This is a genomic window from Metabacillus niabensis (assembly GCF_020524345.1).
GTDB lineage: Bacteria > Bacillota > Bacilli > Bacillales > Bacillaceae > Metabacillus > Metabacillus niabensis_B.
This window is the reverse complement of the sequence record NZ_JAIVLH010000008.1, coordinates 164,059-182,265: the sequence shown is the minus strand read 5'-3', so window position 1 is coordinate 182,265 and position 18,207 is coordinate 164,059. Positions and strand designations below refer to the sequence as shown.

The 18,207-nt window shown below is 36.2% G+C and carries 15 protein-coding genes and 4 tRNA genes; 17 read left to right on the top strand and 2 right to left on the bottom strand.

The window, feature by feature from the left end; translation table 11 throughout:
* The first annotated feature begins 1 nt into the window (after position 1).
* From LC095_RS10760 to rlmH, 17 genes are all read left to right on the top strand, one after another.
* The gene (locus tag LC095_RS10760; RefSeq protein ID WP_226528195.1) at positions 2 to 1,975 is read left to right on the top strand and encodes a DHH family phosphoesterase; all 1,974 of its coding nucleotides are present in this window, start codon (positions 2 to 4) and stop codon (positions 1,973 to 1,975) included.
* On the top strand, positions 1,972 to 2,418 hold the full coding sequence (gene rplI, locus LC095_RS10755; RefSeq protein ID WP_226528194.1) for a 50S ribosomal protein L9: 447 nt from the start codon (positions 1,972 to 1,974) through the stop codon (positions 2,416 to 2,418). Before LC095_RS10760 ends, rplI begins: the two co-directional genes overlap by 4 nt.
* A 117-nt stretch (positions 2,419 to 2,535) precedes the next feature.
* A complete protein-coding gene (dnaB, locus tag LC095_RS10750; RefSeq protein ID WP_226528218.1) occupies positions 2,536 to 3,891 on the top strand; it encodes a replicative DNA helicase in 1,356 nt (451 codons plus the stop codon).
* Positions 3,892 to 4,281: 390 nt separating this feature from the next.
* Positions 4,282 to 5,568, top strand: a complete 1,287-nt coding sequence (locus LC095_RS10745; protein WP_226528193.1) for an adenylosuccinate synthase — start codon at positions 4,282 to 4,284, stop codon at positions 5,566 to 5,568.
* A 304-nt stretch (positions 5,569 to 5,872) separates the two neighbouring features.
* Positions 5,873 to 5,948: transfer RNA gene (locus LC095_RS10740), tRNA-Lys, on the top strand.
* 20 nt (positions 5,949 to 5,968) lie between these two features.
* A tRNA-Glu gene (locus LC095_RS10735) sits at positions 5,969 to 6,043 on the top strand.
* Between the two features lie 32 nt (positions 6,044 to 6,075).
* Positions 6,076 to 6,152, top strand: a tRNA-Asp gene (locus LC095_RS10730).
* A gap of 181 nt (positions 6,153 to 6,333) precedes the next feature.
* A tRNA-Phe gene (locus LC095_RS10725) sits at positions 6,334 to 6,406 on the top strand.
* 257 nt (positions 6,407 to 6,663) lie between these two features.
* A complete protein-coding gene (locus LC095_RS10720) occupies positions 6,664 to 8,106 on the top strand; it encodes a peptidoglycan DD-metalloendopeptidase family protein (RefSeq protein ID WP_226528192.1) in 1,443 nt (480 codons plus the stop codon).
* Between the two features lie 249 nt (positions 8,107 to 8,355).
* Positions 8,356 to 9,063 carry a response regulator YycF gene (yycF, locus tag LC095_RS10715; protein WP_026561609.1) on the top strand — a complete coding sequence of 236 codons (708 nt, stop codon included), beginning with the start codon at positions 8,356 to 8,358 and terminating at the stop codon, positions 9,061 to 9,063.
* A 4-nt stretch (positions 9,064 to 9,067) separates the two neighbouring features.
* Positions 9,068 to 10,891, top strand: coding sequence for a cell wall metabolism sensor histidine kinase WalK (gene walK, locus LC095_RS10710; RefSeq protein WP_226528191.1), 1,824 nt, complete (start codon positions 9,068 to 9,070; stop codon positions 10,889 to 10,891).
* Complete coding sequence (locus tag LC095_RS10705; RefSeq protein WP_226528190.1) at positions 10,888 to 12,231, top strand: YycH family regulatory protein; 1,344 nt, start codon at positions 10,888 to 10,890, stop codon at positions 12,229 to 12,231. The genes walK and LC095_RS10705 overlap by 4 nt, the downstream gene beginning before the upstream one ends.
* Positions 12,218 to 13,039: a two-component system regulatory protein YycI gene (locus LC095_RS10700; RefSeq protein WP_226528189.1), complete on the top strand. Its 822-nt coding sequence runs from the start codon at positions 12,218 to 12,220 to the stop codon at positions 13,037 to 13,039. Before LC095_RS10705 ends, LC095_RS10700 begins: the two co-directional genes overlap by 14 nt.
* A gap of 20 nt (positions 13,040 to 13,059) precedes the next feature.
* Positions 13,060 to 13,854: an MBL fold metallo-hydrolase gene (locus LC095_RS10695; protein WP_226528188.1), complete on the top strand. Its 795-nt coding sequence runs from the start codon at positions 13,060 to 13,062 to the stop codon at positions 13,852 to 13,854.
* A gap of 105 nt (positions 13,855 to 13,959) precedes the next feature.
* Positions 13,960 to 15,180, top strand: a complete 1,221-nt coding sequence (locus LC095_RS10690) for a S1C family serine protease (RefSeq protein WP_226528217.1) — start codon at positions 13,960 to 13,962, stop codon at positions 15,178 to 15,180.
* A gap of 92 nt (positions 15,181 to 15,272) precedes the next feature.
* Positions 15,273 to 15,428 carry a CxxH/CxxC protein gene (locus tag LC095_RS10685; protein WP_226528187.1) on the top strand — a complete coding sequence of 52 codons (156 nt, stop codon included), beginning with the start codon at positions 15,273 to 15,275 and terminating at the stop codon, positions 15,426 to 15,428.
* A gap of 80 nt (positions 15,429 to 15,508) precedes the next feature.
* On the top strand, positions 15,509 to 15,988 hold the full coding sequence (rlmH, locus tag LC095_RS10680) for a 23S rRNA (pseudouridine(1915)-N(3))-methyltransferase RlmH (protein WP_226528186.1): 480 nt from the start codon (positions 15,509 to 15,511) through the stop codon (positions 15,986 to 15,988).
* 92 nt (positions 15,989 to 16,080) lie between these two features.
* Here rlmH and LC095_RS10675 read toward each other — a convergent pair whose 3' ends face one another.
* Positions 16,081 to 17,592 (bottom strand): P-loop ATPase, Sll1717 family, encoded by a 1,512-nt coding sequence (locus LC095_RS10675; RefSeq protein WP_226528185.1) that lies wholly within the window; start codon positions 17,590 to 17,592, stop codon positions 16,081 to 16,083.
* Between the two features lie 226 nt (positions 17,593 to 17,818).
* On the bottom strand, positions 17,819 to 18,130 hold the full coding sequence (locus LC095_RS10670; protein ID WP_226528184.1) for a DUF960 family protein: 312 nt from the start codon (positions 18,128 to 18,130) through the stop codon (positions 17,819 to 17,821).
* Between the last annotated feature and the right edge of the window lie 77 nt (positions 18,131 to 18,207).

Here is an 18,207-nt window from a genome sequence, read left to right as displayed (position 1 = left end):
CATGCCAAGTTTTTATGAAAAACCATTAATCCGTTATCCTATTTATGCATTGATTGGCGTAACAGTGATAGCCGTACTTTTTTTATGTTTTTATAATTGGATCCTTGGATCTATTTTATTGGTTATTCTTTTCACCGTCCTATATTTTATTAAAAGGGCTCTTTCAGATTTTAAAGCTGAGATGGAAGAGTACATAACAACGCTTTCATATCGGTTGAAAAAAGTTGGCGAAGAAGCATTAATGGAAATGCCAATTGGAATTATGCTTTTTAATGATCAATTTCAAATTGAATGGTCGAACCCCTTTATGACGTCTTGTTTTGATGAGGATACTCTTGTTGGAAGGTCACTCTTTGATCTTGCCGATTCTTTAGTCCCGTTAATAAAACAAGAAGTTGAGTCAGATACAATCGCATTGTATGACAGGGAATTTAGGGTGATCATAAAAAGAGAAGAGCGTTTAATTTATTTCTTTGATGTTACTGAGCAAATCGAGATTGAAAAGCAATATGAAGATGAACGAACAGCCTTAGCATTTATTTTCCTGGATAACTATGATGAGGTTACTCAAGGGATGGATGATCAAACAAGAAGTGCTATAAATAGTGAGGTAACATCACTTTTAAATAAATGGGCAAAGGATTATGGTGTCTTTCTTAAAAGAACCTCTTCCGAAAGATTTATCGGAGTATTAAACGAGGATATTTTAACAAAATTAATAAAAACAAAGTTCTCAATATTAGACGAAGTACGTGAGAAAACAACGATCCATAATGTTTCACTAACATTGAGTATTGGAGTAGGCTCTGGTGTATCTTCTTTGCAAGAACTTGGAGATTTAGCCCAATCAAGTCTAGACCTTGCATTGGGGCGTGGAGGAGATCAGGTAGCCATCAAGCAGCAAAATGGAAAGGTGAAGTTCTTTGGCGGGAAAACAAATCCAATGGAGAAGCGGACCAGAGTTCGTGCACGAGTGATTTCCCATGCTTTAAAGGAAATTGTGATTGAAAGTGATAAAGTCATGATTATGGGCCATAAATACCCTGATATGGATGCAATTGGTTCAGCTATTGGAATATTGAAGGTTTCACAAGTAAATGAAAAAGAAGGCTTTATTATTTTAGACCCGGATGCACTTGATTCAGGTGTAGAACAATTATTTGCTGAGGTAAAATTACATCCGGAACTATGGTCAAGATTTATTACTCCGGAGCAGGCACTGGAAATCATGACAGATGATACACTTCTAATTGTGGTAGATACTCATAAACCATCATTAGTTATTGATGAAAGAGTATTATCAAGAAGTGAGCATGTCATTGTCATCGATCACCATCGACGGGGAGAAGAGTTTATAAAGGATCCGATACTTGTCTATATGGAGCCGTACGCTTCTTCTACAGCAGAGTTAGTAACAGAACTATTGGAATATCAGCCGAAGCATTTAAAAGTAAATATGATTGAAGCGACAGCTTTATTGGCGGGTATTATTGTAGATACTAAAAGCTTTACACTTCGCACCGGATCTCGCACATTTGACGCAGCCTCTTACCTAAGAGCAAAAGGTGCTGACACAGTATTAGTACAGAAATTCTTAAAAGAAGACATTACAAGTTATGTAAAGCGTGCAAAGCTCATTCAGAATGCCTCTATTTTTAAAGAAGGAATTGCTATAACAGTTGCGGAGGATGATGATTTTTATGAGCAAGTAACGATCGCACAAGCTGCAGATACGTTACTAACAATGAATGGTATTGAGGCCTCATTTGTTATTGCGAAACGTAATGAGGAAATTATTAGTATTAGTGCCAGATCATTGGGAGATGTGAATGTACAAATCATTATGGAAGCTCTTGATGGCGGTGGTCATTTAACAAATGCAGCAACTCAAATGCAGCAAACGACGTTACAAGAAGCAGAAAATAGATTAAAATTAACATTAGAAGACTATCTAGAAGGAGGAACAAAATCATGAAGGTAATCTTTTTAAAAGATGTTAAGGGTAAAGGAAAAAAAGGAGAAGTAAAAAATGTTGCTGACGGCTATGCACATAATTTCTTAATCAAGCAGGGCCTTGCAGTAGAAGCAACAAACGCAAATATTAGTTCATTAAATGCACAAAAGAAAAAAGTAGAGCAGGAAGCGATAGAAGAACTGGAACAAATGCAGCAACTAAAGGTTGATCTTGAAAAATTAACAGTTGAAATACAAGCGAAATCAGGTGAAGGCGGTCGTTTATTCGGTTCTGTAACAAGCAAGCAAATTGCTGATGAGTTGAAGAAAACCCATAGTATTAAACTTGATAAACGAAAATTAGATTTACCAGATGGTATTCGTGCACTTGGGTATACAAATGTCCCTGCTAAGCTTCATCCTGAAGTAAGTGCAACGATCAAAGTCCATGTAAAAGAACAGTAAGTAAATGTTGGAAATGGTTGTGGTTTGGTGGAAAGAGTGAAATTTGTCTTGAAGCGGAGCCACTTTTTTTTTATCCTTAATAATAGATTACTATAAACTTAAAGGACGGTGATCATCATTAACGAGTTACTTGGTGATCGTATTCCACCACAAAATATAGAGGCAGAGCAGGCTGTTTTAGGAGCCATATTTCTTGTACCAGCCTCACTTACTTTAGCATCAGAGCTATTAATACCTGATGATTTTTATCGTGCTGCCCATCAGAAAATATATAATGCCATGCTTGAGCTTTCAGACAAAGGTGAGCCGGTTGATATCGTGACTGTAACATCAGAATTAGCTGATGCAAATCTACTAGAAGAAGTAGGCGGAGTTTCCTACCTTAGTGATCTGGCAAATTCAGCACCAACTGCCGCAAATATTGAGTACTATGGAAAAATTGTAGAGGAAAAATCAATCTTAAGAAGACTGATCCGCACTGCTACAACCATTGCACAGGATGGATATAGCAGAGAAGATGAGGTTGAGGTCCTACTCAATGAAGCGGAAAAGACAATTATGGAAGTTGCACAGCGAAAAAATGCTGGTGCCTTCCAAAATATTAAAGATGTATTAGTACAAACATATGATAATATTGAAACTCTCCATGACCGAGTAGGCGATGTAACAGGTATTCCAACAGGATTTATCGAATTAGATAAAATGACAGCTGGATTCCAACGAAACGATTTAATTATTGTTGCGGCTCGTCCGTCTGTTGGTAAAACTGCATTTGCACTGAATATTGCCCAAAACGTTGCAACAAAAACAGATGAAAATGTAGCTATTTTCAGTCTAGAGATGGGAGCAGACCAGCTTGTGATGAGGATGCTATGTGCAGAAGGAAATATTGATGCACAAAGACTTAGAACAGGATCTTTAACTCCTGAAGACTGGGGTAAGCTAACGATGGCGATGGGGAGCTTATCAGACTCAGGGATTTATATTGATGATACTCCTGGTATTCGTGTAAGTGAAATTCGTGCAAAGTGCCGTCGCCTTAAGCAAGAAAGTGGACTTGGGATGGTATTAATTGATTACCTTCAGTTGATCCAAGGATCTGGCCGTTCAGATAACCGTCAACAAGAGGTATCTGAAATTTCCCGTACACTAAAGGAACTGGCACGTGAATTAAAAGTACCTGTCATTGCATTATCGCAGTTATCACGTGGTGTTGAGCAACGTCAAGATAAACGCCCGATGATGTCAGATATTCGTGAATCGGGGAGTATTGAGCAGGATGCCGATATTGTTGCGTTCTTATACCGTGATGATTATTATGACAAAGAATCTGAAAACAAGAATATTATCGAGATTATTATCGCTAAGCAGCGTAACGGTCCAGTTGGAACAGTTTCGCTAGCTTTTGTGAAAGAATATAATAAATTCGTTAATTTGGAACGGCGATTTGATGATGAAGGTGTTCCAGCGTAAAAGGAGATTGCATAGAGCGATCTCCTTTTTTGTATACAGATAAGAAAGCATAAGTTTTTGAATTAGGGCAGGTGTCTAGCTCTAGCGCCTAGTCTTAGATCGCACAGAAAGTGCAAGTGCAGTCAATACGACATGACGTCGCGCTTTTCTTATAGAATTTGATAATAACTCAAGTTTTCCTAATGTATTTATATTTAATTGGAAACACTAGACCTGGGTTTAAAAAACAATTAAAAAAACAGAGTAGAAAGATTCTTTCTACATATGTATTGAATTTACGAACAAATACAGTGATTCTTTTTAATATTGTTCGTATTTACATTGACTTTCAATTCTGTGATTGTTAAAATATACATGTTTGAATAGTGCGAAATTACGGAGGTGCACGGAATGTCTTCAGTAGTAGTTGTTGGAACTCAATGGGGAGATGAAGGTAAAGGAAAGATTACAGATTTCCTTTCTGAAAATGCAGAGGTTATTGCTCGTTACCAAGGTGGTAACAATGCAGGTCATACGATTAAATTTGATGGAGAAACATACAAGCTTCATTTGATTCCATCAGGGATTTTTTATAAAGATAAAATTTGCGTAATTGGAAACGGAATGGTTGTTGATCCAAAGGCACTTGTAAAAGAACTTGCTTATTTACATGAACGTGGAGTTACAACAGATAATTTACGCATTAGCAATCGTGCTCATGTTATCCTGCCATATCACCTAAAATTAGATGAAGTAGAGGAAGAGCGCAAAGGTGCTAATAAAATTGGAACAACGAAAAAAGGAATCGGTCCGGCTTATATGGATAAAGCGGCTCGTGTTGGAATTCGTATTTCTGATTTATTAGAGCGTGATGTATTTGAAGAAAAACTTTCCAGAGCTCTTCAAGAAAAAAACCGCCTGTTAGAAAAATTCTATGAAGTTGAAGGTTTTACAGTTGAGGAAATCCTGGATGAATATTATGAATATGGTCAACAGTTTAAGAAATATGTAGTAGATACTTCAGTAGTTCTAAACGATGCTTTAGATGAAGGACGTCGTGTTCTATTTGAAGGTGCACAAGGAGTTATGCTGGACATTGACCAAGGTACATATCCATTTGTTACATCATCAAATCCGGTTGCCGGGGGAGTAACAATCGGTTCTGGTGTTGGACCAACAAAAATTAATCATGTTGTAGGTGTGTCAAAAGCATATACTACCCGTGTAGGAGATGGCCCATTCCCTACAGAGCTTAATGATGAGATTGGTCATCAAATCCGTGAAGTTGGTCGTGAATATGGAACAACAACTGGACGTCCACGTCGTGTAGGCTGGTTTGATAGTGTTGTTGTGCGTCATGCAAGACGTGTGAGTGGATTAACAGATCTTTCACTAAACTCTATTGATGTGTTAACAGGTATTGAAACATTAAAAATCTGTGTTGCCTATAAATATAAAGGTGAGACAATCAACGAGTATCCTGCAAGCTTAAAAGTCTTAGCCGAATGTGAACCAGTATATGAGGAATTGCCAGGCTGGACAGAGGATATTACAGGTGTACGTAACCTAAGTGAATTACCTGCAAATGCAAGACATTATATTGAACGTATCTCTCAACTTACAGGAATTCCATTATCTATCTTTTCTGTCGGACCAGATCGTTCACAAACAAACGTTATTCGCAGCGTGTATAGTTAAGGATAATGGAGGGATATTTATCCCTCCTCTTTTATTTTTATAAAAAAATAATTTTTTTACAAAAACATATTGTAAAGTAGTTTATATGATGATATGATAGATCTCGTCCTGTTAAGACAGAATGTTTTAGCAAGTGTACTTCTCATTTATGAAAATGAGCCTTAGCTCAGTTGGTAGAGCACGATCGAATAAACTGCGAAGCGTTACTCCAGCATACAAATCGAGATGCTCCTTGAATAAGCTTTCTGAGATTTGGGTGTCTGAAACAAGCAGAAAAACTAGATTGTACTTCTCATTATAAAATGAGCCATTAGCTCAGTTGGTAGAGCATCTGACTTTTAATCAGAGGGTCGAAGGTTCGAGTCCTTCATGGCTCACCATTGTTTTTTAAGAAAACAGTGGCCCATTGGTCAAGCGGTTAAGACACCGCCCTTTCACGGCGGTAACACGGGTTCGAATCCCGTATGGGTCACCATTATTTACATGTAACATATATATATAGAAATTGGTCCGGTAGTTCAGTTGGTTAGAATGCCTGCCTGTCACGCAGGAGGTCGCGGGTTCGAGTCCCGTCCGGACCGCCATTTACATAGTATGTTTTGAACTTTACTAGTGGATATTAATTTAAGAGTAAGAGGGTTTCAATAAGCGAGAAGGTCGAGGAAGCGACTGAGCGAGCACCGGAGCGTATGACCATACGTGAGGATGTAAGCAATGGAGCTGACGAAGAGATTAGAAGCTTAGTGGAAGCCGTATACTTAGTATGGCTCGGTAGCTCAGTTGGTAGAGCAATGGACTGAAAATCCATGTGTCGGCGGTTCGATTCCGTCCCGAGCCACTCAAAAGACATGAATCTAAAGATTCATGTCTTTTCTTTTGGAAAAAATTTAGTATGCCATGATACGACAATATAACCAAAAATTGTATCCAATAATACAGTAGTATTACAATTTGATGAAATAACCGTACGATTAAAGATTCTGTGTTAAATTAGTAAAGGGTAAAATGACGTGAATTTTGTCGGTATTTAAGAGTAAATTCGGAGTAGTAGGCGTTTAAACGTGCTCTACTTAATAGATTTAGGAGGAAATACCATTGTTTAAACGTTCTTTTAGAGCGCTGAATGAAGGAAAACCAGTCGAAAAGCGTTCACCTTTTAAAAAGCTTACTATGGGTATGGTTTTAGTGACGACCTTACTCTTTGGGGTTCATGCTCAAGCTGAAGATTCTTTAGTGTCTGTTTACCATATCTATCATGAGGGTAAGTATATGGGGACAGTTGATAATCAAGATGTTATAGAAGAGCTTAGTACATCAAAAATTAATAAAGTAATAGATAAATATAAAGATTTTCAACTAACAGTCGAAGATATTGAGATCATTCCTGAAAAAATGTTCCGACCTGTTTTTAATAATGCAGAAGTTGTGGGAAATTTGGAAAAAGAGCTTGATGTTGTAGTGGAAGGGACTGTCTTGAGCATCAATGGTCAAGAAGTCGCAGCTTTTCAAGACCATTCTAATGCTGAGAAGGTGTTAGAAGAATATAAACAGAAATTTGTTCCAAAGGAAGCTTTAGATGAATTAGCTTCTCGTCAAGTAAATCAACCATTACCTGCACTTGAAGAAGGGCAATCCCGCATTACCGAGGTTTCATTTACAGAAGATGTTACAATGGAAACCAAAAAAGTATTACCTAATAAGATTATGACTTCTGAGCAAGGATTAAATCTCCTAGAAAAAGGAACCCCTATTGACAAGAAATATGAGGTGCAGGAGAATGATGTTCTTGGAGAAATTGCATCTAAACATGATCTTTCTCTTGAAGAGCTATTAGAACTTAATCCAGAACTTAAAGAAGACTCGGTTATCAAACCAGGTGAATTTTTAAATGTAACTGAGTTACAGCCATTTGTAATGGTGCAAGTGAAAGAGGAAGTTTCTGAGAAGGAAACGATTGCCTATAAAACTGAAATAAAAGAAGACGACTCCATGCCTAAGGGAGAAGAGAAAGTTTCTCAAGAAGGTGTAGATGGAGAAAGCTTGATTCATTATAGTATGACAAAACAAAACGGTTCTGAGATTAAGCAAGAGATATTATCTGAAAAAGTACTAAAGGAATCATTAAACGAAATTATTATAAAAGGTACGAAGGTCATTCCTTCAAGAGGCACCGGTGATCTGGCATGGCCGGCAGTAGGTGGTTATATTTCCAGTGGACTTGGACAGCGATGGGGCAAGCTACATAAGGGAATTGACATAGCAAGACCTAGTGATCGTACAATAAAAGCAGCGGATAACGGAACGGTTATATCAGCAGGATATAATGGCGGTTATGGGAATAAAGTTGTCATTGATCATAACAACGGAATGAGAACTGTTTATGCACATTTGAGCTCGATCTCTGTCAGTGTAGGACAAGTTGTATCACAAGGACAGAAGCTGGGTGTGATGGGGTCAACAGGAAATTCGACTGGAATTCACCTTCACTTTGAAGTTTATGAAGATGGAAACCTCAAAAATCCTCAAGACTATTTATAATAAAATGATAGAAAGGGTCTGACACACTTACTATTTAGGTCAGTCCCTTTTTTCTATTTAAGTTATTATTATTTTTATACCACAGGTAAACCTATAATAAACTAAAATATAGAAGGGAATCTTTGAAAAAGATGATTCTATTCTTTGAACATGGTACATTTAAATAGATGTGATGATCACATATCCTTAATACTTCGAAATCAAACGTAAGATAAATATATGGAATATATAAATTAAAGGGGCGAGAATATGGAAAAGAAGATATTAGTTGTAGATGATGAAAAACCGATTGCAGATATTTTACAATTTAACCTTAAAAAAGAAGGGTATGCGGTTTACTGTGCATATGATGGAAACCAGGCAATAGAAATGGTTGAAGAAATAAATCCTGATCTTATCTTACTGGACATTATGCTACCAAACAAAGATGGAATGGAAGTCTGTCGAGAAGTGAGAAAAAAACATGAAATGCCAATCATTATGTTAACCGCAAAGGACTCAGAGATTGATAAAGTACTCGGTCTGGAATTAGGTGCTGATGATTATGTAACAAAGCCATTTAGTACACGGGAATTATTGGCTAGGGTAAAAGCAAACTTACGTAGACAGCAAGCGAATGATTCAAATGAAGCAAAAGGTGCTTCAAACGAAATTTCAATTGGATCACTTGTTATACATCCTGACGCTTATGTTGTATCAAAAAGAGGAGAAACAATTGAATTAACACATCGTGAGTTTGAGTTGCTTCATTATCTCGCACAACATATTGGACAGGTTATGACACGTGAGCATCTATTACAAACAGTATGGGGCTATGATTATTTTGGTGATGTAAGAACAGTCGATGTCACTGTTCGACGCTTAAGGGAAAAAATCGAAGATAATCCGAGCCATCCGACCTGGATCGTAACTAGACGTGGAGTAGGCTATTACTTAAAGCAATCAGAACAGGATTAAAGATATGAAGAGAGTAAGGTTTTTTCAATCTATTCATTTTAAGTTTGTTACTGTTTACGTACTCCTAATCATGTTAGCCATGCAAATTATTGGTGTTTACTTTGTGAAAGAATTGGAAACATCCTTAAAAACCAACTTCGAGACTTCCTTAACAAAACGAGTTAGCCTGTTGGTTTATAATATCGAACAGGAAATGTCCCGAGATCCTAAAGAGTACACAGATGGGAAGACCGTTAACAGTGAAATTATGTCAATATTTCGGGACTTCCTTACTGAGGAGATCATAGAGGTTCGTGTTATTGATATAAACAAAACGGTTGTTGCCACATCTAGTAGTAATCAGGATATTGTAGGGAAGAAAACAACATTAGAGTCTGTTCGTCGTGCATTAGTAGGACTTGATTATACGGGACTAGGCTTTCATAACGAGACAAACAGCCGTGTTAGGATTATTACAGTTCCTGTGAACCATAACAACCAAACAATTGGCGCAGTTTATGTTATGGCCTCAATGGAAGAAGTCTTTAAACAAATGAGTATTATAAACAAAATACTAGCGACAGGTACTGTGATTTCATTAGCAATTACTGCAGCACTGGGTATATTTTTGGCAAGAACGATTACTAGACCAATGTCTGATATGAGAAAGCAGGCAATCGAGTTAGCCAATGGTAATTTCTCGCGAAAAGTAAAAGTATATGGTGAAGATGAGATTGGTCAACTTGCGATTACCTTTAACTATTTAACAGAAAAACTGGAAGATGCACAAGCAACAACAGAAGGGGAACGAAAGAAACTAGCGTCTGTAATAGCTCATATGACTGATGGTGTTATCGCAACAAATCGTGAGGGTCGAGTCATTCTAATTAATAATCCTGCACTAGAAATGCTAAATGTTTCACGTGGAACGGTACAGCAAGCTACGATTACAGAGTTACTGGGAATCAGTGATGAGTATACATTCGAGAGCTTAATTGAGGAGCAAGAATCACTGGTATTGGATACAGGAACAGTTGAACGCCCGTTTATTTTACGAGTCAGCTTTTCTGTTATTCAAAAAGAAATGGGTAAAACAGATGGTTTAATTGCCGTTTTGTATGATATTACAGAACAAGAGAAGATTGATCAGGAAAGAAGAGAATTTGTTGCTAATGTATCTCACGAGTTGCGTACTCCTCTTACAACCATGAGAAGTTATTTAGAAGCATTGGCAGATGGAGCATGGAAGGATCAAGAGATTGCACCACAGTTTTTACATGTGACCCAAACAGAGACCGAGCGAATGATTCGCCTAGTCAATGATTTATTACAGTTATCAAAGCTTGATCGAACAGATTATCAATTAACAAAAGACTGGATTAACTTTACGGATTTCTTCCAGAAAATTATTGATCGATTTGAGATGACTATATCTCAACATGTAACATTTATTCGGAATATCCCAAAAGAACCTCTTTATGTTGAGATAGATACAGATAAAATTACTCAAGTGCTAGATAATATCATTTCTAATGCATTGAAGTACTCACCAGAAGGCGGAAAGGTAACCTTCACCATTGATATACTTCCATCAGAAATCCAAATCCGTGTGAGAGATGAAGGTGTAGGGATTCCAAAGGATAGTGTAAATAAAATCTTTGATCGTTTCTACCGTGTTGATAAAGCTCGTACTCGTAAGCTTGGAGGAACAGGCTTAGGTTTAGCGATTGCAAAGGAAATGGTTCAAGCACATGGAGGAGATATATGGGCACAAAGTAAGGAAGGTTCAGGAACAACTGTGTTCTTTACTCTGCCATACAATCCGGAACAAGAGGATGAGTGGGAATGAATAAAGAGTCAATAAAAAGTGTGCTATTAACGATACTAGTTGGAATTAGTTTATTTTTCACATGGAATTTATGGAATTCACAGCCGCCTTTTGAAGAACTTCAAAATAATAGTTTTGTTGAAAGTGTTCCTCTTAGTAATCAGGAACGAGAGCTATACCAGGCCATAAAACCAAATAAGCTATTTCTGCATACATCTCAGCAACATTACAGTACGTTTGATAATCAATATATAAATAACCTCTGGTCGGAAATGCAAAAATGGGATTATAGTTTAAGTAGTGACCGGATTTCCCGTACCTTTACAAAGGAAGACTTTACAAGTTGGGTACATGGGAATGATGAAGCTAAAATAGAACTTCGATTTCTTGATGTGATTCCCTTTGAAACATTTGCAGCAATGTTTAAGTGGGAGACAGAATCAACATTGGATCTTTCATTTGATCGAATCTATTTAAATGTTCCACAGGAAAAGGAAGTTCAAAAGGTATATTTTGTGTCAAGTAATACGCAAAAAATTGTTGAAACTTCTGTTAATCTTACAGATGCTAATGAGTTTGTCGCAGACATTTATAAGCAAAGAAATGAATTATCTCCATTCTTTGCTTATGGTGGAGAAGGCAATGTTGAGATTTTATTACCTGAGAATGAAGTGAATGTCGATAGCTTTGAATATGTTACAGATGAAATTGATGGATCTGCTTTTAAAAATGCATTATTTAGTAATCCTCAAAATGTAAAACAAGATGTCAATTCATTAAGAAATCGCTATACAGATAGCTGGAGGGAGCTAAATCTTTATTCAAGCGAACATAAGGTCGAATTCGTGAATCCTACACTGAGAGATACGAGCTTTCTTGAAAGCAGTGCTCTTGTCAGCCAAAGTATTGATTATCTAAATGATCATGGTGGTTGGACAGATGATTATATTTTATATAAGATAAATGAGCTGAATCAAGAAATTAAATATATTATGTCTATCCAATCCATTCCTGTATTTGAATCAGATGAGGAATTTTTCGGACCAACGATTATCTCTCAACAATGGAGTCAAAATGAAATATCTATTTATAAACGTCCATCATATCAACTTATGAAAAACATACCAACAAATAATTACACAGTAACACTAATGTCGGGGCATGAATTGGTTAATACACTATCCCAGGACTCATCCATTGATATAAAGGAAGTTAAAGATATGTATATCATGTATGAACTAGGAGGAGATACTGATCAACGGTTTGTGAAAATTACTCCATATTGGTGTGTTGAATTGAAAGATGGAAGAGTTCTAAAAATAGACGGCCAGCAAAGGGGTGATAAAAGTGGATTGGAGTAAAACAAAGACCATTTTTATCCTTGCCTTTCTAATCTTAGATATCTATTTAGCAATGGAATTCTTTGAGCTCCAAGATAAATCTGATTATACGATTATTCAGGAAGCAACGATTGAGGAAAGGCTGGATGCAGAGGGAATTGAATACCCTGATGACTTACCCGATGATATTAAAAATAGCTTTTATATTACAGCAAAAAGTAAGGATTTTACAATAGAAGAAGTAGCAAAACTGAAAGGTCAAACAATTGAACTTCCTAATGTAAATTTTGAAGAAGATCAATCATTTCGAACACTGACTATGTTATTGGATAAGCCTTTTCCATTGCCGGATGTAAACACAGAGAGTAAAATCACACAATTCCTGAAAGATAATATTATTTCTGGTGAGCTGTATCATTATTGGTATACAGATGAAGAAATGAATTCTATAATATGTATTCAGAGTTATAATAATCGAACTATTTTTCAATCAGAAGATGATCATATCGGAATGGTTGTTTTGCATCTTAATGAAGATAATGAAATTATTAGCTATGAGCAATCTATGTTAGAACAAATAAAAGAAGTAGAAGAGAAAGAAGCAGCTATCACTGCTTTAAAGGCAATTGAGGCGCTATATAATAAAAATTATTTACCTCCAAATAGTCAAGTAGTAAAGATAGAGTATGGATACTATACCCACAGCCCTCTTTCTAACCAACAAATATTAGCGCCGACCTGGCATCTTATAGTCGAAAAAGAAGATGAAGATAGAGAAGATTACTATGTGAATGCTTTAGAAGGGAAACCTTTACAGTTAACGGAATAGGGAATAGAGGAGTGACGAATATGAGCTTGCAGTTTAGTGTCCTAGCAAGCGGTAGTACGGGGAATGCGATTTATGTTGAAGCAAATGGTCAGGCATTTCTAGTTGATGCAGGATTAAGCGGAAAACAAATGACAAACTTATTTGAGCAAATAGGTCGAGATATAAAAAATCTTTCAGGTATTCTGGTTACACATGAACATAGTGATCATATTAAGGGATTAGGTGTGCTAGCCAGAAAACACAAGCTTCCGATTTATGCAAATGAAAAAACATGGCAAGCGATGAATGGATTAATTGGAGAAATTTCAACAGATCAAAAGTTTGTTTTTCAAACAGGGTCAGTAAAATCATTTGGTTCATTGGATATTGAATCATTTGGTGTTTCACATGATGCAGCAGAGCCAATGTTTTTCGTCTTTCATCATGAGGGGAAGAAGCTTGCATTAATCACAGACACAGGCTATGTGAGTGATAAAATGAAGGGCACGATCCGCAATGCAGATGCCTTTGTTTTTGAGAGCAATCATGATGTTTCAATGCTTCAAATGGGACACTACCCTTGGAGCATTAAACGACGCATTTTAAGTGATGTGGGACATGTTTCAAATGAAGACGCAGCAATAGCTATGATGGATGTAATCGGTGATTCAACAAAACGAATTTATTTAGCTCATTTAAGTAAAGATAACAATATGAAGGATTTAGCGAGAATGTCTGTTGAGCAAACATTAGCTGGTAAAGGCTTTATCACTGGTGAACAGTTTGACTTATATGATACAGACCCATCTACCCCAACTACGCTTGTAGCAATTTAAATTTTATTAAATCGCAATCATCTTGGTTAATTTTCATACAGCAAGAGAATAATGTTGATTAGGTAAACACTATTCAAAATGTGTTTGAAAGGAATGGTGAGCATAATGGGCTATTATGATCAAGATTATGAGAATTATAATGCTAAAAGGCAAAAGGGAAACCGTGGGGGCTGGTTTTTAGCAGGATTCGTCGGAGCAATATTAGGAGCATTGCTCATGTATTTTGCTATACCTACCCTGTCCAGAATTGTTCCGTATGATATGGAACTGGGTGAAGAGGCAACAGAACAAGAAAATGGAACTGATAATCAAACTGGATTAACCAAAAATGTATCAGTCAATGTGAATTCAGCTATTACAGACATTGTAGATAATGTATCAGATGCAGTTGTAGGTGTTGTCAATCTCCAGGAAGCCGGTTTCTGGAATGAAACAGGTGAAGCTGGTACCGGCTCAGGTGTTATTTATAAAAAAGAAGGGAAAAACGCCTTTGTTGTCACAAATCACCATGTTATTGAAGGAGCTTCACAAGTTGAAATCAGTCTTAGTGATGGAACAAGAGTCCCTGCTGAAATTTTAGGTAGTGATGCTTTAACAGATTTAGCAGTTTTAAGAGTGGATAGTGAAAAGATTAAGAAAGTAGCTGAGTTTGGTGATTCAGATGCAGTTAAGCCCGGTGAACCTGTTATTGCCATTGGAAATCCACTTGGATTGCAGTTTTCCGGTTCCGTAACACAAGGAATTATTTCAGGAACAGAGAGAGCAATTCCTATTGATGAAAATGGAGACGGTCAGGTAGATTGGAATGCAGAAGTACTACAAACAGATGCGGCCATTAATCCTGGTAATAGCGGTGGAGCTCTTATCAACTTAGATGGAAAAGTGATTGGAATTAATTCCATGAAAATAGCTCAATCAGCAGTTGAAGGTATCGGCCTATCGATCCCGGCAAATCATGCCATCCCAATTATCGAGGATCTTGAAAAATATAGCGAGGTAAGACGTCCATTTATAGGAATTGGTATGAGATCGCTAAATGAGGTTTCCAGTTACCATAAAGAGCAGACATTAAAGCTAGCTGAAGATGTTACAGATGGTGTCATCGTGATGAGTGTTGTTCCAGTATCACCAGCAGCTCAAGCCGGGTTACAGGAATTTGATGTGATCACAGAATTTGCAGGAGAAAAAGTAAAGGATATTATTGAATTACGAAAAGTCCTCTATGATCAAGATGTTGGTGACTCTGTTGAAGTGATCTACTATCGAAACGGTGAAAAGATGTCTGGCAAGATGAAGTTAGCAGAAGAGAAAATGATGGGGAGCTAAAAATTAGCTCTCTTTTTTTCAGGTTGTGGACAACTATTAAGGGTAAACTAAATAATAAACTATCCACTTGTGGATAAGGAGGATATAAGAAAATGTATTGTTGTGAAGAACATATTGAATTAGCTATAGATATGTATGTGGATGAAAAGGAAACTGCACCAGAAATAGAAAAAATTGACGGTGATGGAAAGTTATCCACAAGATGCCAAATATGCGAAAGACCAGCTATATATGTAGTTGGAGAATAGTTACAATCAATATTGTGGATAAATTTCGAAAATTGTGGATAAGTTCTGTGGATAAACAAATTTAGAGTGGGGAAACGAAAATGAACATTTCAATCATTACAATTGGAAAGCTAAAAGAGAAATATTTAAAACAAGGGATCGACGAATACTTAAAGCGTTTAACCTCTTACGCAAAGATGGAAATCATTGAATTACCAGATGAAAAAGCTCCGGAAAATCTAAGTGAAATCGAAATGGAGCAAGTAAAGGAAAAAGAGGGAGAAAGAATACTAAGCAAGATTAGTGATGACACACATGTTATTGCATTAGCTATTGAAGGAAAGATGAAATCATCTGAGCAGCTGGCAAAGGATCTTGATCAGCTTGCTACATATGGAAAAAGCAAGGTTGCGTTTGTTATAGGTGGATCACTAGGGTTAAGTTCAGCTGTTATGAAGAGATCAAATGATAGTCTTTCTTTCTCGAAGATGACGTTTCCCCATCAGTTGATGCGGTTGATTTTGCTGGAACAGGTTTACCGGGCGTTTCGGATTAATCGGGGGGAACCGTACCATAAGTAAATGAGGTTTTTTATGTTTAGAGATACCTCCTTCTTTTTCAGCAGGGGTATCTCTAGGATATTTTAATTTATCTCTTATAAGATTAATTTATTCTAGTTCATTTCTTGGCATTCATGGCAGCGATAATTTTCTCTCAAATTCCATTCACGAATAAGTACAGTACCACAAGATTTGCAATAACGTACCTTATCCCTAATAAATTCTGAAACAGATAAATCAGAATAAATATGCTTTGCGGTAATTATATTTGTAACACCATAATGATTACTTGGACGATTTCCAGCTCTGACTTGTGTTTCTCCAATTTTTTCTATGACACCACTATCGAGCCATGTTTTAATCTTAGATATTGCAGCTTGTTGAGAAAATTTAAAGACATCATTTGAAATATAATTAGTAGGAAAGTCAACTCTTTTGGTTTTTAATAATTCTTGAATGATATTCTCAGGGAGAATACCTATAGTATAATTTTCACAAAATGCTTTAAAACCACGATTAATAGCACCAAGTGAAATTACATCCGATTCCGAATTAATTTCACTTTGCTGCTCAAATATTTCCTTACATAGACGAATAATGTTACGTGGGGAACCTATTCCGAAAGTAACAACAATCTGATCCCAGTCAATGCCTTCCACGGGTTGAAATATTTGATTTAAAGAAGAAACCTTTTGCTCACTAAACGCTAAAAGTCTCTTTGATACCATTTCAATAAGTTGTTTAGGTGTCCACTGTAACCTGCGATTTTGAATTCTATCTAATCGAATTCTTTCATCTTCTTTCATTTGGTGAATTATACCGACGATCTTATCCCAAAGGAACAATTTAAATGCGAACCCCTTTAATTCAAAAATAGCTAGATTTTTAAGCAAGGGTTCAATAAATGCATAGGATAAATGAGCTGCCCCTGTTAGTTCATTTTCATCCACTTTATCGATGAGGACATAGATACTAGAGAAACCTAAATTTTCTGCTATCCTTTGGACAGTTTTCATTTGGTCAGAAGGAGTCCCAAGATTGATTTCTCTATCTTGAATTTGAGAAATTTCTATTGCTGACAAACCAAAAGTTGTTAGAATTGCACTCGTTATCAATCCTACTGGTGTGGTCAATCTATTCCACCATTCCTTAGCTCTTTGACCATGGCTTTTAACGGATTCAACAGCATCTCTTAATTGAAACGAATCAATATCTGAAAAGTAGTGTTTGACCATAAAGAAGAGAATTTGTTTATCTTCCTTGGAAATTTTATGCGAACCTATTTTTTCTACATTGGGAATAAGTCCTATTAAAAGTAGCTTAATGATATTCCTTAGGTGATAATCTAGGGTAATATCTGAGAGTGTCTTACCAGCTACTTCAAAATTATTGTAAGTTACACACAAATAATCATTACTTTGTTGGCTGGCGAACTCAATTTTCCTTTTTAATGCTGTTTTCCCACCACCTCTTGGGGCAAAAACAACATAAGACTTAGGGTCAGTAGGGATACCATAAACCGCTTTAAAAAAGGGTGGTTCAATAAAATACTCCTCTAACCTTTCTTCCTCATCTGCGTTAACCTTTGCAAAAGGATCATTTTGAAAGCTAAGGTTTTCAAGCAAGTCAGAGTAACTCAATTTTAAACACTACCTTTCTACTTGGCTGAATGGAAAATTATAGTTAATTGTACAATAAGTATATTTTATGATAAATATTTTAATCTAGCAATTGGATACAATAAAATATAAGAGTAATTAGACTTTTCATATAAAAAAGGTGAGAAAGAATTGAGGTTTCAAAAAAAGACAATTAGAAATTGTCTTTTTTGTATGGGGCTAACAATTAGTATTAATAGTCTTTCGGAAACATCATAGTAAAGAAGGGACCATCATCAATTACCCAAATTGTTATACCGTGTTTTAAATGTATTATATCATTTTTGTAATGTACTTTTAGGTATTTTGGTTTTTCTTGCTCATGAATTATCTGTTGTACTTCGGTACCATTTTTGTTTAAAATATACAAATTAAAAACTTGCAAATAGTCTATGGTTTCTCCTTTCCGAATTCTTGCTTCTATAAGCTTATATAGATAATTTTGTAGGTCTTTCTGAATTTCTCGATTAATTGAATGAGTTGCTTTGTAATTTTTTTTGATCATTTGTTGTTCCCTCCAAATATAAAATAAAAAGCCTTCCCTAAATCTTTAGGGAAGGCTTTATCAAGGTAATAATATAA

Excerpts from the sequence above, each read along its gene's own strand:
- LC095_RS10695 (WP_226528188.1), top strand. The coding sequence starts at position 13,060 with ATGAGCTTGCAGTTTAGTGTCCTAGCAAGCGGTAGTACGGGGAATGCG.
- walK (WP_226528191.1), top strand. The coding sequence starts at position 9,068 with ATGAAGAGAGTAAGGTTTTTTCAATCTATTCATTTTAAGTTTGTTACT.
- yycF (WP_026561609.1), top strand. The coding sequence starts at position 8,356 with ATGGAAAAGAAGATATTAGTTGTAGATGATGAAAAACCGATTGCAGAT.
- LC095_RS10705 (WP_226528190.1), top strand. The coding sequence starts at position 10,888 with ATGAATAAAGAGTCAATAAAAAGTGTGCTATTAACGATACTAGTTGGA.
- rlmH (WP_226528186.1), top strand. The coding sequence starts at position 15,509 with ATGAACATTTCAATCATTACAATTGGAAAGCTAAAAGAGAAATATTTA.
- rplI (WP_226528194.1), top strand. The coding sequence starts at position 1,972 with ATGAAGGTAATCTTTTTAAAAGATGTTAAGGGTAAAGGAAAAAAAGGA.
- LC095_RS10670 (WP_226528184.1), bottom strand. The coding sequence starts at position 18,130 with ATGATCAAAAAAAATTACAAAGCAACTCATTCAATTAATCGAGAAATT.
- LC095_RS10760 (WP_226528195.1), top strand. The coding sequence starts at position 2 with ATGCCAAGTTTTTATGAAAAACCATTAATCCGTTATCCTATTTATGCA.
- LC095_RS10690 (WP_226528217.1), top strand. The coding sequence starts at position 13,960 with ATGGGCTATTATGATCAAGATTATGAGAATTATAATGCTAAAAGGCAA.
- LC095_RS10685 (WP_226528187.1), top strand. The coding sequence starts at position 15,273 with ATGTATTGTTGTGAAGAACATATTGAATTAGCTATAGATATGTATGTG.
- LC095_RS10745 (WP_226528193.1), top strand. The coding sequence starts at position 4,282 with ATGTCTTCAGTAGTAGTTGTTGGAACTCAATGGGGAGATGAAGGTAAA.